The following is a 14,736-nucleotide window of genomic DNA, read 5'->3' on the forward strand; positions in this document are numbered from 1 at the left end:
ATCCCTTCTATATGAAAAGCAACTATACTTTTGTATACCATATTTTTTTCATTTTACAAAAATATTTGCCTAACGAAAAAATCCCAGCCTATAGGCTGGGATTTTTTATTGATAATAAGGTGAAATCATTAAGTAAACAATAACACCAGATAAACTTACATATAACCAGATCGGCATCGTCCAACGTACAATTTTACGATGACGTGTTAATTGATTTGTAAAACCAAATACAAGTGCAAACAATGCAAGTGGTACAATAATTGCTGCAAGGATAATATGTGTAATTAAAATGATGAAATACACATATTTAATGAATCCTTCTCCACCAAAATGTGTTGCCGGCGCTAAGTAATGATACGATAAATAAGAAACACAAAATAGCAATGTCGTCGTAAATGCTGCTAGGATAAAACCACGGTGCATTTTCACATTCTTCTTAATAATAGAGTATAGAGCTGCTAATAAGAATACGAACGTAAAGCTATTAAAAATTGCGTTTAACATTGGTAAAATCGTTACATCAAAATGTACTTCTCCTTCATAGCCAACAGGTCCAAAGAACAAAAATAAAATAATCGCATTTACAATTACAGAAAGCGTTATCACAATAGGAGCATAGCTTTTCTGATTTGTTGATTGATCCACCAAAATGGTCACTCCCTCTTCCTTCAAATATGTATACGTAACCTCACTATTTTAACATACTATTCACAGTGTAAATGTGACAATAGTTTGACACAGCAAGACAAAACAAAGAAAAAATCCTTCTTAATAAAACTTCTTAAGAAGGATTTTATCGCTTTATTATTCAAATAGCAATGCGATTAGTTTTTGTTAAAAAATGTATCGCTATATGCTTGAAAAATTTCAGACACTTGATATCCCATTAAAGAAATTGCTGTTAATGAAAAGAAACCAATCATAAGAAATCGAAACCACATATAAATCTCCTCCTTGTATTTAGCTTAAAGAACATTCGCTATATTACAAGTTGAGTGGCACTCTTCATCGTCACTTTCCTTTTTCTTTACAATTGCTGTAATAAATTGAATCATAAAGAAAAATACAAAAGGAAATTGTTCGTAATTTACCTTGGCATAGTTCAGCAACGGCTCGCGTTGCATATCGAACGGGGATGAGAAGGAATAGAACATACCTTGCTCTTCCATATATACAATTACAATTTTCATACAAAATACGATTCCTAGAAACGAAACAATATCTTGCCATTCTGTCGTATATAGCAGGTTATACAGCTCTAATACGTACTCTTCCATCGTCATCCCCCCTTCCTTTTTTATCATTTTGCTCGCCTTCGCATAAAAAGTCAAGAAAAAAGTTTATATTCACTATGACAATAGTAATTACTCATTTTTATGATTATATATGATTCTTTTATAGCAATGATTGGGTGTAACTCTCTTCGAAAACAAGAAATTAGAATCGAACAGATTCCTCATTCTTACTTGTAGTATTCGATACTGTACTATTTTTATTTCTATTAAAAATAAAATAAGAAAGTATTATAAGAACAGTAACAAGCATCGTCAAAAGTGCTTGTGAACGTAAAGATTCAATTGCAAGCATCGCAACTAAAACAGCTATAATAGCGGCAATTGTAACATACGTTACATACGGGAAAAACCACATTTTCACTTTCAAATTTTGTTGTTCTACTTTCCCCATTTTTTTACGGATCTTTAAATGCGAAACAGCTATAACGAGATAAACGAGTAACGCAATTCCGCCAGATGCATTGACTAAAAATAAAAAGACTTTATCTGGAGATATGTAACTAAAAACAACTCCAATATAAGCGAAGAACGTTCCGAATAAAACGGCCCGAACTGGAACACCACTATTGTTCAATTTCAAAAACGCCTTTGGAGCATCTCCTCTTTCTGCCATCGAAAAAAGCATTCTTGAGTTCGTATATAAACCAGAATTTAAACAAGAAAGTACAGCTGTTAAAACGATAAAATTCATAATTTGTGCTGCCGCTGGTATCCCTATATGTTCCAGTACCGCTACAAACGGACTTTTTAATATGTTCGCTGAATTCCATGGAAGAAGTGTAACAACTACAGCAATCGATCCAATGAAAAATACGAGAATACGCCAAATTACACTATTTGTTGCTGTTTTTACTGCTTTTACAGGTTCAGCAGATTCTCCAGCAGCTACTGCAACAATCTCAGATCCCATAAATGAAAATATAACGACAGTAATTCCAAGTAGCACCGAACTTATACCGTTTGGCATAAATCCTCCTTGTCCTACTAAATTCGAAGTGCCAGGTGCTTCCGTTCCTGGTACAAATCCTAAAATAACAGCTAGTCCAAGACAAAGGAACAAAATAATACTTATTACTTTAATAAAAGAAAACCAATATTCAAACTCTCCAAATGATTTCACCGAAAAAACATTCGTCAATGTTAATAAAATCGTTAATATTAGGCTTAATAACCAAAGTGGGATTTCTGGAATCCAGTATTGAATAATACCAGCACCTGCTGTGGCTTCTATCGCAATAACAATTACCCAGAAAAACCAATATAGCCACCCAATTGTATAACCGGCCCATGGACCAATTGCTTCTCTTGCATATGTTGCAAATGACCCACTTGTCGGGTTAATAGCTGCCATTTCCCCAAGCATTCTCATAACGAAAACGACTAGAAGTCCTGCTAATGCATATGAAACGATAGAACCTGGTCCTGCTGAATGCACAACTGCCCCACTTCCAACAAACAAGCCAGCTCCTATTACGCCGCCAATTGAGATCATTGTAATGTGGCGTATTTTGAGGTCTTTCTTAAGATTTTTATCCAACTCTTATACATCCCCTTCCAAACGTAATTTTGAAATTTATGTAAGAGTATTATGTGAAAACCTTGCCTACACTTTAAAATATATCAAAATATTCTGAATTTAACAATTGTAATGCAAGCTCCTATAAAAATTATTACATTAGGTTTACTAATTTTCCATATACAATTGTTGAGAAAATTATAGCTACCTTACGAAAGAACGAATTTTCAGATATCATTAAATAAACAAGATTATACATCTAGACAACTTTTTGTATAGGAGTGTTGATATGTTAAACAAGTTCAAATTCATTTGTTGTACGTTAGTCATTTTTTTACTGCTACCACTAGCCCCCTTTCAAGCACAAGCAGCAAACAATTTAGGATCAAAACTACTCGTTGGATACTGGCATAACTTTGATAACGGTACTGGCATTATTAAATTAAGAGACGTTTCACCAAAATGGGATGTAATTAATGTATCTTTCGGGGAAACTGGTGGTGATCGTTCTACTGTTGAATTTTCTCCTGTGTATGGTACAGATGCAGAATTCAAATCAGATATTTCTTATTTAAAGAGTAAAGGAAAAAAAGTAGTTCTTTCAATTGGTGGACAAAATGGAGTCGTTTTACTTCCTGACAATGCCGCTAAGCAACGCTTTATTAATTCCATACAATCTCTCATTGATAAATACGGTTTTGATGGAATAGATATTGACCTTGAATCAGGTATTTACTTAAACGGAAATGACACTAATTTCAAAAACCCAACTACTCCTCAAATCGTAAATCTTATTTCGGCTATTCGAACAATCTCAGATCATTACGGTCCCGACTTTCTATTAAGCATGGCTCCTGAAACAGCTTATGTTCAAGGCGGTTATAGTGCATACGGTAGCATCTGGGGTGCATATTTACCGATTATTTACGGAGTGAAAGACAAACTGACATACATTCACGTTCAACACTACAACGCTGGCAGCGGGGTTGGAATGGACGGTAATAACTACAATCAAGGTACTGCAGACTACGAGGTCGCTATGGCAGATATGCTCTTACATGGTTTTCCTGTAGGTGGTAATGCAAATAACATGTTCCCAGCTCTGCGTTCGGATCAAGTAATGATTGGACTTCCTGCAGCACCAGCGGCCGCTCCAAGTGGTGGGTATATTTCTCCAACTGAAATGAAAAAAGCTTTAGATTATATCATTAAGGGAATTCCTTTCGGAGGAAAGTATAAACTTTCAAATGAGAGTGGCTATCCTGCATTCCGCGGCCTAATGTCTTGGTCTATTAATTGGGATGCAAAAAACAACTTTGAATTCTCTAGTAACTATAGAACATATTTCGATGCGATTCCCTTGCAAAAATAATGAAAACAACAATAGGTTTTATATGACCTATTGTTGTTTTTTATTTACCACCAATTAACATCGCTCGTTCATCAAAATCAAATTGAGAATGATGATGTGGAATTGAATACATTAGTTACTCTTTTGCTTCAATACAAATACTGAAAGTTCAGGTACACTCCAAAATCTAACAGGCATTCGGGTTGTCCCAATACCACGATTTACATATAAATATAACGGCTTACTCTTCCCCTCTACTTCATACATACCTTCAACATGACTCTCAGCTAGTTTTGTCGTAATGAATGGACCGATAAAAGGAATTTGAACTTGTCCTCCGTGACTATGGCCTGACATTTGAAAATCAACTGGGTAACGTGCTACTTTGTCTACAACATCCGGCTCATGTACTAATAACATATTGAAATCTTGTTGCCTTACATGTTTTAAAGTTGAGTCTATTTGCGGCTTACCTAATAAAAAATCATCCAAACCTGATATTGTAATATATTTGCCGTTTTCCGCTTTAATTTTCTGCACTTCATTGACTAACACAGCGAAACCAGCTTCCTCCATATATTTTTTATAAAATAAACTACCTCCGCCGCCTCTATCATGATTCCCAAACACTGCATATTTCCCTAAGGGTGCATGTATTTTTTGTAAAATCCCTTTCGCTTCTTCTCTTTCGGCTTTATACGATCCAAACTTATCTATTAAATCCCCTGTGAAAACTACTACATCCGGACTTAATGCATTTATCTTCTCCACCAAATTTTCTAATTGTTTCAGTGTGAATTCTGGCCCTAAATGTACATCTGAGAACTGCAATATTTTTTTATTATGAAACTCTTTAGGAATTGTAGAAGATTCTATTTCATTCCACGTAACTGTTACTAGTTTTCGTTCTATTTCTGTCGCATAGAAATACAAACTTATAGAAATCATTACTACACTTACAAAACTGATTATAGATACCTTGACGATTGATTTTTTTTGTTCTTCTTTTACGTGATACGTATTCATGTTCTCACCTCTAGAAGTACTTTAAAACCTTATTGTTACATGAATGTGACAACACGAACAATGTTAGTTATATTTAATTCCAGCCCTGCTCACTTTGACAAATTTATACAGAAGTCATAACATATTTTTATAATACATAGATTCTTAAAAATGTTCCATTTATTCTTTTATCATTTTATTAAGGAGAGATTATTCATGTCTGTATTTACACCAGAAGAAATTACGGAACTTGCTGCTAATTCCGGAAGAAAAAAAGCTCATTTATCATTACTCCCTATGCTAATTCTCGGTTTTTTTGGCGGTGCTTTCATAGCATTAGGGTATTTACTCGATATTCATGTTATTGGAACAATGCCAAAGGCTTGGGGATCATTTACTAGTTTTCTAGGCGCTGCTGTATTCCCTATCGGTCTTATTCTCGTTATTCTTGCAGGCGGTGAACTAGTAACTGGTAACATGATGACAGTTTCCATGGCCTGGCTTCAAAAGAAAATTACTTTATTTTATTTCATACGAAATTTAATTATTGTTACATTGAGCAATTTCATAGGTGCTGTATTCGTTGCTTATTTTTTCGGTCATATCGTCGGATTAACAGAGGGAGCTTTTTTAGCAAAAACAGTTTCTATTGCGCAAGCTAAACTACAAGATACACCACTACAAGCCTTCATTTCTGCAATCGGATGTAATTGGCTCGTTTGTTTAGCTGTTTGGCTTAGTATGGGAAGTAAAGAATTTATCGGAAAGATTATCGGCATTTGGTTCCCAGTTATGACTTTTGTTGCAATTGGATTTCAACACGTTGTAGCCAATATGTTTGTCATCCCAGCTATAATTTTTGCAGGTCATTTAACTTGGTTTGAATATTTTCCAAACTTCATTTTTGTTTTCTTCGGAAACTTAGTAGGAGGTATGTTATTTGTAGCGTTACCTTATTTCATATCTTATAATAAGAAACTACCTTCTACTAAAGAACAAACGGAATTAAAGAAAAAATCTGTATCCGCTTAAATGGAACGACTATACAGCAATCCTGAAAAATATTACAAATTCCATTTTTTTTATGAATATATGTGCGTACACTTGTTCTCGAATGTTTTATACGTTATAATAACAACTTAAATAGCATTATTTACATATGAGGTGAAAAACATGAACAAAACAGAATTAATCAAAAACGTAGCACAAAATGCTGAGATTTCTCAAAAAGAAGCTACTGTAGTTGTACAAACTGTAGTAGAATCAATCACTAACACTTTAGCTGCTGGTGAAAAAGTACAACTTATCGGATTCGGTACATTCGAAGTTCGCGAAAGAGCTGCTCGTACAGGCCGTAACCCACAAACTGGTGAAGAAATGCAAATCGCAGCTTCTAAAGTACCTGCTTTCAAAGCTGGTAAAGAACTAAAAGAAGCTGTAAAATAATGAAAAATAGCCTTCTCGTTTACGAGAGGGCTATTTTTTTCATTACATAATTAATAAAAATCTGACCATTATGCTCTTTCTTTTGTTCCTTTATGCAAATAAAGCCTTTACTTTCAAAAAAGGGTTTTGCTGTAATACTTGCTTCTGTATAAATCCCCCTATGCCCCAAGTTCACTGCTTCTTGTTCTAACTTTTGTAGTATGTATGAAGCTATCCTTTTCCTTTGATAATCTTTATGTGTAAATAAACGATCTACGTAATGATCCTCATTATAATCCCCAAATCCGACTATCATACCGTTATAATCCGCTACATAACTAATATTCTTTTCTAAAGACTTTAACCAGCTTTCCCTATCTAGTTGATCTGGTGCCCATGCCTGTAGCTGTAACACGTTATAATCTTTTGCATTAATTGTATGAACTGTTTCATAGAACAACTGTAATACTTGTTCTAAATCCTCTTTATGGAATGTTCTAATGATTATATCTTTTAACATATATGAACCTCCTTACTACACTATCATTTAACTTTTCTACCATCTAGTATTCAATATTTCTGCTTTATTATATCTTTTTTCTTTCTATATAAACAAAAAACAATACTTATTTCAAAGTATTGTTTTTTGTTTAAAAGCATATGCAATTACTCTATAGATTTAAAGTTTTATTATTTTAACTTCACTCTTTGCAATCGTAATGCATTTAATACAACTGATACAGAACTAAATGCCATAGCCGCTCCTGCAACCCAAGGTGCTAAGAAACCGAACGCTGCAATCGGGATTCCTAAACCGTTATAAGCTAGTGCCCAGAATAAATTTTGCTTAATATTTCTTATCGTCATCTTACTCATAAAGATTGCATCAGCAATACTATTTAAATCGCCACGAATTAACGTAATATCTGCCGCTTCCATCGCTACATCCGTTCCTGTTCCAATTGCCATACCGATATCCGCCGTAGCAAGTGCTGGAGCATCATTTATTCCGTCTCCAACCATTGCTACTTTCTTACCTTGCGCTTGAAGTTTTTTCACTTCTTCTGCTTTTCCTTCTGGTAATACTTCTGCAATTACATGTTCAATACCAACTTGCCCCGCAATCGCCTGAGCAGTTTGCGTATTATCTCCTGTAATCATCACAACGTCTAGACCCATTTTCTTAAGCCTTGTAATAGCTGCTTTTGAAGTATCTTTTACAGTATCTGCAACAGCCACTATACCAGCATATTCTTTATTAATTGCAATAAGCATTGCTGTTTTACCTTCTCGTTCTAACTCTTCCATCGATTTAGAAACTTCTTCAATATCAATATTGAATTTCTTCATTAATCGGCGTGTACCAATTAATAATTGTTTTCCTTCTACGACTGATTCAATACCGAATCCAGGAATCGCTTCAAACGTTTCTGAACTTGGAATATCAATTTTCTTTTCTTTAATTCCTTCTACAATCGCTTCTGCAAGTGGGTGTTCAGAATTTTTTTCTGCCGCACCTACTAAACGTAATATTTCTTCTTCATTGAATCCATCTGCGACAATTACATCCGTTAACACTGGCTTTCCATTTGTCACAGTACCTGTTTTATCTAGAATAACTGTATCCAATCGATACGTTGCTTCTAAATGCTCTCCGCCTTTAAATAAAATACCATACTCAGCTGATCTTCCTGATCCAGCCATAATAGATGTAGGTGTCGCAAGACCTAATGCACATGGACAAGCGATAACAAGTACTGCTATCATTTTCTCAAGTGCTCCGCCAAAATCACCTGGTGTAACAAATATCATCCACACTGCAAATGTAATAATAGCAATCACAACTACAACCGGTACGAAAATACCTGAAATTTGATCTGCTACCCTTTGAATAGGAGCTTTTGAACCTTGAGCCTCTTCTACTACTTTAATAATTTGAGCTAATGCAGTATCTCTTCCTACCTTAGTTGCTTTCACTTTTAAAAATCCATTTTTATTCATTGTAGAACCGATTACTACATCCCCAATTGTTTTATCAACTGGAATACTTTCACCTGTTAACATCGATTCATCTATTGCTGACTTTCCTTCTACAATCTCACCATCTACCGGAATTTTTTCACCAGGCTTTACATAAACGATATCACCAGCTACTACTTCTTCGATTAAAATTTTCATTTCTGTTCCATCTCGCACAACTGTAGCTGTCTTTGCTTGTAAACCCATCAACTTTTTAATTGCTTCTGATGAACGTCCCTTTGCTTTTGCTTCAAATAATTTACCTAAAATAATTAGTGTAATAAGTACCGCGCTCGTTTCAAAATATAAATCTGTCATGTGTTCCGAAGAACCGATAGATTGAATGCTTAAATATACACTATAGAAATAGGCGGCCGACGTTCCAAGTGCCACAAGAACATCCATGTTAGCACTTTTATTACGTAACGCTTTATAAGCCCCAACATAAAACTGTCCACCAATGATAAATTGAACTGGCGTTGCAAGAGCTAGCTGCACCCAAGGGTTCATAAGCATATCAGGTAAATAAATAAACGATGTAAATGAGAAGTGACTTACCATTGCCCACAGTAACGGGAATGATAAAATAAACGAAATAATAAACTTCTTCTTTTGTCGCTCAATTTCTTGTAAGCGATGATCAGTTGATCCATCTTGCTCATCTGATTTCACTTCCAATTTATATCCTAATTTCGTAATTGCACTCTTCATTTCATTTACATTAATTTCATCAGGATTAAAATCTACTGTAGCTGATTCCAAAGCGAAATTTACTGTCGCCCCGTTCACACCTTCTAACTTATTTAAACGCTTTTCTACTCTATTGGCACATGCTGCGCATGTCATTCCTGAAACAGTAAATTCAGCTTTATCACTTACAATTCCATATCCTAACGATTCAACTTTTTCCTTAAATTGTTGCGGATTTGTTTTTTGGGGATCATATATTATTTTCGTTTTTTCAAGTGCAAAATTTACATTTGCATCATGAACACCTTCTACTTTTTTTAGGCCTTTTTCAATTCTATTTGCACATGCGGCACATGTCATTCCTGATATTTGAAGATTGGCCTCTTTTTGTTCATTCATGTCTCTCACCTCTACATACCCTTATGAGGTATAATTATTAGCAAAATAAATCGTACTTCCTATAAAGTACGATTTATTTCCATATCTAAAAATAATTATTGAACATCGTATCCTTGATCTTCAATTACAGCAACGATATCTTTTAATGTTACAACTGACGAGTCGATAGTAACTTCAACAGTTCCTTCTGCTAATTGAACTTTCACTTGTTCAACACCGTTTAGCTCTTTCACACTGCTTTCGATAGCATTTACACAATGTCCACAAGACATACCTTCAACTTGTAATGTTAACTGTTCCATTTAAAATCCTCCTCTTGTTTATTCATTGTTTGTTAATCACAGTTACATCTTACCATACCCCCCTAAGGTAATCAATGGTTTTTTATCATGATTTTTCAATTATTTTCTAAAAGTTTATTTTACACACACTTTTTCACACCAATACAAGGATAAACAAAAAACAAGCTAGTTACACACTAGCTTGTTTTTACGCTTTTGAAAAACGTTCAAATACTGTCATTAATTCTTCGATTGCTTCGTCACCATTACCATTTTTAATTGCACCTGAAACACAATGACTCGTATGGTTTTTTAATACACCCATTCCTACTTTTTTCATCGCTGCATTAATCGCTGAAATTTGCACTAAAATATCCACGCAATACCGATCATTTTCAATCATATTTTGAATACCCCGAACTTGCCCTTCAATTCTCTTCAATCTATTTATAATTTGCTCTTTTTCTTTTTCTGATCTATGTGTTACTGCTTCATGCTCTTTATGCCCCATATTATCACCTTCTTAAAGTTTCTCTTCATCCAATAAAACAATTACTTTTACGAGTATACCAATTATAGCATTAAATATCTATGCATGATACCCCATATGAGTATATTTCCACTTTATGATTATTCTTAACACATTGTTAGCTTCTCAGTCTTAATTTTCATTATACCCTTTCCTTTTTTCAAAAAACAATAATAAGCGAGGGTTGTCCATCCCCGCTTATTATTCATTCCCAAATATAAAAGCCTCAATCTTCACACATGTAAATTGAGACTTTTTCTTCCTATATATAATTATTGCTGATCACATACTTTTGTATCATTCACTACTGAAGTTCCTTCAACGGTTACCGTATGAAAACAGTCATTTACACGAACTGTCACAACATTATCTTGCCGATCAATGATATGATATTCATTAAAATTTTTATTTAGAGCACTGCGAATTTGTTCTCCTTCATAAATTGGGATACCATGCGATAAAACCCAAATAAGTCCAGCGATAGCGAGAATAGTTTTCATACGATCTACCTCCTTGAGAATATAGTGAACTTTTCATCCGTGCTTTTTCAGCTCTACGAATCATAATTGGAATGAACCAAGCCTTTTCGGAAATAAGTTCATTTCGTCTATTTTATGTTTATGCTAATTGTGAACGAATTGTGACAACTTTTTGTCTCTTTAGACGAAAAATTGAAACAAAACTTTCAAAAAGGACAATTCTACTTACGCAAACAAAAGGCTATGGAGAATTTCCCCATAGCCTTTTGCTTACATTTAATTAGACGATCATTTCATTATGTTTAATAGTAAGTGTTTCAATTTGAATGGTAGCATGTTCAATATGAAACTCTTGTTTTAACATATCAATAATATTTTGAAGTACTTCTTGATCATCCTGTTTTTTATCAATCATTACATGGACGCTTAATGCGTCTAATCCAGATGTAATTGTCCAAATATGAAGATCATGTAAATCACGTACACCTTCTACTCCTCTAATCGCTTGCTTCACTTTCTCTAGTTCAATTGCAACGGGTGTACCCTCCATAAGTATATGAATGGAATGTTTTGTTACTCCCCACGCGCTCTTTAAAATTAATAAAGCAACAACTACTGAAATAATTGGATCTGCTATATACCATGAGAATAACGACATAAGTACCCCAGCTACTAATGCTCCCACTGACCCTAAAGCATCTCCAAGAACATGTAAATACGCGCTACGTAAATTTACATTATTTTTCACATCACCTTGTCTCATCAGTGCCCATGCACTAATTAAATTTGCTAGTAAACCAATTGATGCGATTAACATCATTGGACCACTTGAAACAGTTGGTGGTTCAAAAAACCGACCAATTGCTTCCCATACGATAAGCCCTGCTACAACAAATAACGTAATTCCATTAATTAATGCCGCCAAAATCTCAAAACGATAATATCCATACGTTTTTTTAGAAGTAACCGTTCTAGCTGCTAATCCAATAGCAATTAAACTTAATAATAAGGAACTTGTATCGCTTAACATATGTCCTGAATCAGATAATAAAGCCAAACTATTTGTAACTAGTCCCCCGAAAAATTCAAGGAACATGATAGTTGCTGTAATCACTAAGGCTGTAATTAATCCTTTTCTGTTACCTTTCCTACTTTCCTCAAAATGATGATGGCCATGGGAATGCCCGTGAGCATGCCCATGATGTTGGTGACCGTGATGATGTCCCATATAAATACCTCCTTTTAATTTTGTTTGTCTTTCATAATTCCACTATTAAATTTTTATTTTATTTACAAATGGCTCTTTTCTTATTTGAATCGAACTTGTTGGACAGCCGTCACTTGCCGCCAACATTGCTTGCAAGAAAGTTTTTGGAATACCCATTATTCCTTGGTTATTATCTAATACACCAAATGATTTTCCTCTTCCGTCTACCTGATATATATCAGGTGCTATAGAAATACATAGTCCACATGCCTCACAATTCTTTTTATTTACAACCGTATAATATAACACTATAAATCACCTCCGATATAAATATACAATACGTAGGTAGGGTATATTTATACCAAACTTCCTTCTAAAGTTTCTATTTCTCTAGTTAAATAATAATAGCATATCGGTTTTAAATCGCTATCTAATTCATAAACCAATGGTGTTCCTGTTGGAATGTTCACATTTTCTATATCTTTATCTGAAATTTGATCTAAATGTTTTACTAAAGCACGTATTGTATTGCCGTGTGCTGCTATAATTACTTGTTTACCAGCTTTTACGTTAGGAGCTATCTCTTCATTCCAATAGGAAACAACTCGTTTTTCTGTATCTTCTAGATCTTCTGTAAGAGGAAACTCATAATCTTTTACATCTCTATATTTCGGATGTGCTGCTTCATATCTTTCGTCATCTTTTGTAAGTGCTGGTGGGCGTACATTTGTTGAACGTCTCCATAATGTTACTTGTTCATCGCCATATTTTCTCGCTGTTTCTTCCTTATTTAATCCTTGAAGCGCACCGTAATGTCGCTCATTTAATTTCCATGTTTTATGAACAGGTATCCACATCAAATCCATTTCTTCGAGAGTAATCCATAAAGTACGCATCGCTCTTCTCAAAACAGATGTATATGCGATATCAAACGAGAAACCATTAGCTTTCAGCATTATTCCAGCTTCTCTTGCTTCTTTCATACCTTTCATTGATAAATCAACATCTGTCCAACCTGTAAACCGATTTTCAACATTCCATTCACTTTGTCCATGTCTTATTAATACAAGTTTAACCATACTTATTATCTCCTCTCCTTTGAAAGTTGCATTTTCATAAAGAAGTATCTTTATGAAAATGCATTGTTACATATTTAGTTCTTTTTTCTTTATTTCACTACTATGACTAAACGCTAATTCAATTAATCCATTTACGTGAGAGTCATCTAATGAATAAAAAACAAGTTTCCCCTCTTTACGCTTTTTCGCCAATCCTATCGTTTGTAATAGTCTTAAGTGATGTGAAGCTGTTGCAATACTACTATGAATAATACTTGCGACATCACGTACGCAAAGTTCCTTTTCTGTATACAACGCATAAGCAATTTTTAAACGTGTTTCATCTGCAAGTGCCTTAAACATCTTCGCTACACTACTTATCTTCTCTTTCTCTAGCATATCACTTGCATGTTTTACTTTTTGCTCATCATGATAACAAAGTTCACAATACTCTTCACTCATATATAACACCTCTTATTCAAATATATATTTGATTATGTATGTAGTATACCTTATAAACGAGAAACATTCAAATGTTCATTTGAATGTTTCTCGTTTATATTAAATTACTCGCTTTCTCACTAGCTTTTTAATTGATGGATACGTTGCTTTTAAACAATAATGAAAAAAGGTAAGCAATCGCTCACCTTTTCCCTCTTCTATATGTGACTAACAAACCTCAATCCTTTACTTAAAGAAGTCGGTACAACAGATGCATGGTTCTCCCCTTCCGCCTCATAAAACGTAAATCGAAACTGATCGTGTTTTACTTTGAAAAGGCGCTCTGATAATTCGTTTGCCCCTACAACCATATGCTCTCGTTCAAGTGAACCAACTGTAAGAAATACTCCTGTTTTAACCTTTGCATTGTTTAATTCATTTATAAGATTCCCTTCTTTTTCAAGCACAGATTGGTTATTCCACCAAATAGATGGACTACTAATAAAATAATTTTGAAAGGCATTTATGTTTGTAAATAATATATGTAAAGCAAATAGACCACCTAGTGAATGCCCAAATATTGTTTGCTTTCCTTTATCAATTTCAAAATTCTTTTCAATTTGCGGCTTTAATTCTTCTTCAATAAAAGTAAAGAAATGATGTGCTCCTCCTGTTTTAGGCCAAGGTTTACCATCTGGTTTTAAAGCCGCATCTTTTGAAATTACGCTAGGCGTAAAATCATAACATCTTTCTTCACCTGAAAATGCCCCTTCGATTGGATAACCAATACCTACTATAATGGCTGGTGAAACACCTGTTTTTTCTGCTCTAACTGATTGTATTTTAACCGCTTCATGGAATGTTTGAAAAAAGGCATTACCATCTAATACGTAAATGACAGGATATCCTGAATCCAGTGCTGGTTGCCTCGGCTTTGAAATATGAATTTGATATTCCTTACCATCTAATTTTGAATACATGTTCCACTGTTCAGTATTAGATGTTACAATCTGCTGTTTTTCAATCGTAGTGTTCATCTTA

At 34.3% G+C, this 14,736-nt stretch carries 17 protein-coding genes; 3 read left to right on the forward strand and 14 right to left on the reverse strand.

Annotated elements, in window-relative coordinates; translation table 11 throughout:
- Positions 1-105: 105 nt before the first annotated feature.
- The 3 genes from ACTT1L_RS05095 to gabP all read right to left on the reverse strand — a co-directional run bounded on the left by ACTT1L_RS05095 (position 106) and on the right by gabP (position 2,832).
- On the reverse strand, positions 106-648 hold the full coding sequence (locus ACTT1L_RS05095) for a DUF420 domain-containing protein (RefSeq protein WP_000228316.1): 543 nt from the start codon (positions 646-648) through the stop codon (positions 106-108).
- 317 nt (positions 649-965) lie between these two features.
- Positions 966-1,304 (reverse strand): hypothetical protein, encoded by a 339-nt coding sequence (locus tag ACTT1L_RS05100; protein ID WP_442821823.1) that lies wholly within the window; start codon positions 1,302-1,304, stop codon positions 966-968.
- Between the two features lie 133 nt (positions 1,305-1,437).
- Positions 1,438-2,832 (reverse strand): GABA permease, encoded by a 1,395-nt coding sequence (gene gabP, locus ACTT1L_RS05105; protein WP_171484541.1) that lies wholly within the window; start codon positions 2,830-2,832, stop codon positions 1,438-1,440.
- A 268-nt stretch (positions 2,833-3,100) separates the two neighbouring features.
- Here gabP and ACTT1L_RS05110 point away from each other — a divergent pair, with 268 nt between their 5' ends.
- On the forward strand, positions 3,101-4,183 hold the full coding sequence (locus ACTT1L_RS05110) for a chitinase (protein WP_000932461.1): 1,083 nt from the start codon (positions 3,101-3,103) through the stop codon (positions 4,181-4,183).
- 111 nt (positions 4,184-4,294) lie between these two features.
- On the opposite strand, the gene ACTT1L_RS05115 is transcribed toward ACTT1L_RS05110, so the two are convergent.
- On the reverse strand, positions 4,295-5,188 hold the full coding sequence (locus tag ACTT1L_RS05115; protein ID WP_001099529.1) for a metallophosphoesterase: 894 nt from the start codon (positions 5,186-5,188) through the stop codon (positions 4,295-4,297).
- Between the two features lie 195 nt (positions 5,189-5,383).
- Between ACTT1L_RS05115 and ACTT1L_RS05120 the strand changes: the two genes are divergently transcribed.
- Both ACTT1L_RS05120 and ACTT1L_RS05125 read left to right on the forward strand, forming a co-directional pair.
- Positions 5,384-6,199: a formate/nitrite transporter family protein gene (locus ACTT1L_RS05120; protein WP_000110527.1), complete on the forward strand. Its 816-nt coding sequence runs from the start codon at positions 5,384-5,386 to the stop codon at positions 6,197-6,199.
- Between the two features lie 141 nt (positions 6,200-6,340).
- Entirely contained in the window at positions 6,341-6,613 is a 273-nt protein-coding gene (locus tag ACTT1L_RS05125) for an HU family DNA-binding protein (RefSeq protein ID WP_001043904.1), read from the forward strand.
- 19 nt (positions 6,614-6,632) lie between these two features.
- Here ACTT1L_RS05125 and ACTT1L_RS05130 read toward each other — a convergent pair whose 3' ends face one another.
- The 10 genes from ACTT1L_RS05130 to ACTT1L_RS05175 all read right to left on the reverse strand — a co-directional run bounded on the left by ACTT1L_RS05130 (position 6,633) and on the right by ACTT1L_RS05175 (position 14,732).
- Positions 6,633-7,112 carry a GNAT family N-acetyltransferase gene (locus tag ACTT1L_RS05130; protein WP_324629746.1) on the reverse strand — a complete coding sequence of 160 codons (480 nt, stop codon included), beginning with the start codon at positions 7,110-7,112 and terminating at the stop codon, positions 6,633-6,635.
- Between the two features lie 170 nt (positions 7,113-7,282).
- On the reverse strand, positions 7,283-9,700 hold the full coding sequence (locus ACTT1L_RS05135) for a heavy metal translocating P-type ATPase (RefSeq protein WP_076868380.1): 2,418 nt from the start codon (positions 9,698-9,700) through the stop codon (positions 7,283-7,285).
- 95 nt (positions 9,701-9,795) lie between these two features.
- Positions 9,796-10,002, reverse strand: a complete 207-nt coding sequence (gene copZ / locus ACTT1L_RS05140; protein ID WP_000436976.1) for a copper chaperone CopZ — start codon at positions 10,000-10,002, stop codon at positions 9,796-9,798.
- A gap of 187 nt (positions 10,003-10,189) precedes the next feature.
- Positions 10,190-10,492 (reverse strand): metal-sensing transcriptional repressor, encoded by a 303-nt coding sequence (locus ACTT1L_RS05145; RefSeq protein ID WP_000509877.1) that lies wholly within the window; start codon positions 10,490-10,492, stop codon positions 10,190-10,192.
- Positions 10,493-10,782: 290 nt separating this feature from the next.
- Positions 10,783-11,010 (reverse strand): hypothetical protein, encoded by a 228-nt coding sequence (locus ACTT1L_RS05150; RefSeq protein WP_000849103.1) that lies wholly within the window; start codon positions 11,008-11,010, stop codon positions 10,783-10,785.
- A 259-nt stretch (positions 11,011-11,269) separates the two neighbouring features.
- Positions 11,270-12,217 carry a cation diffusion facilitator family transporter gene (locus ACTT1L_RS05155; RefSeq protein ID WP_074544018.1) on the reverse strand — a complete coding sequence of 316 codons (948 nt, stop codon included), beginning with the start codon at positions 12,215-12,217 and terminating at the stop codon, positions 11,270-11,272.
- Positions 12,218-12,262: 45 nt separating this feature from the next.
- Entirely contained in the window at positions 12,263-12,505 is a 243-nt protein-coding gene (locus ACTT1L_RS05160) for a ferredoxin (protein ID WP_000967685.1), read from the reverse strand.
- A gap of 47 nt (positions 12,506-12,552) precedes the next feature.
- Positions 12,553-13,275 (reverse strand): 2,3-diphosphoglycerate-dependent phosphoglycerate mutase, encoded by a 723-nt coding sequence (gene gpmA / locus ACTT1L_RS05165; RefSeq protein ID WP_000240140.1) that lies wholly within the window; start codon positions 13,273-13,275, stop codon positions 12,553-12,555.
- 66 nt (positions 13,276-13,341) lie between these two features.
- A complete protein-coding gene (locus tag ACTT1L_RS05170; RefSeq protein WP_001288310.1) occupies positions 13,342-13,716 on the reverse strand; it encodes an ArsR/SmtB family transcription factor in 375 nt (124 codons plus the stop codon).
- 197 nt (positions 13,717-13,913) lie between these two features.
- Complete coding sequence (locus ACTT1L_RS05175) at positions 13,914-14,732, reverse strand: alpha/beta hydrolase (protein WP_074544020.1); 819 nt, start codon at positions 14,730-14,732, stop codon at positions 13,914-13,916.
- Positions 14,733-14,736 lie beyond the last annotated feature (4 nt).

This window comes from Bacillus sp. FH, assembly GCF_052216825.1.
Taxonomy (GTDB): domain Bacteria; phylum Bacillota; class Bacilli; order Bacillales; family Bacillaceae_G; genus Bacillus_A; species Bacillus_A paranthracis.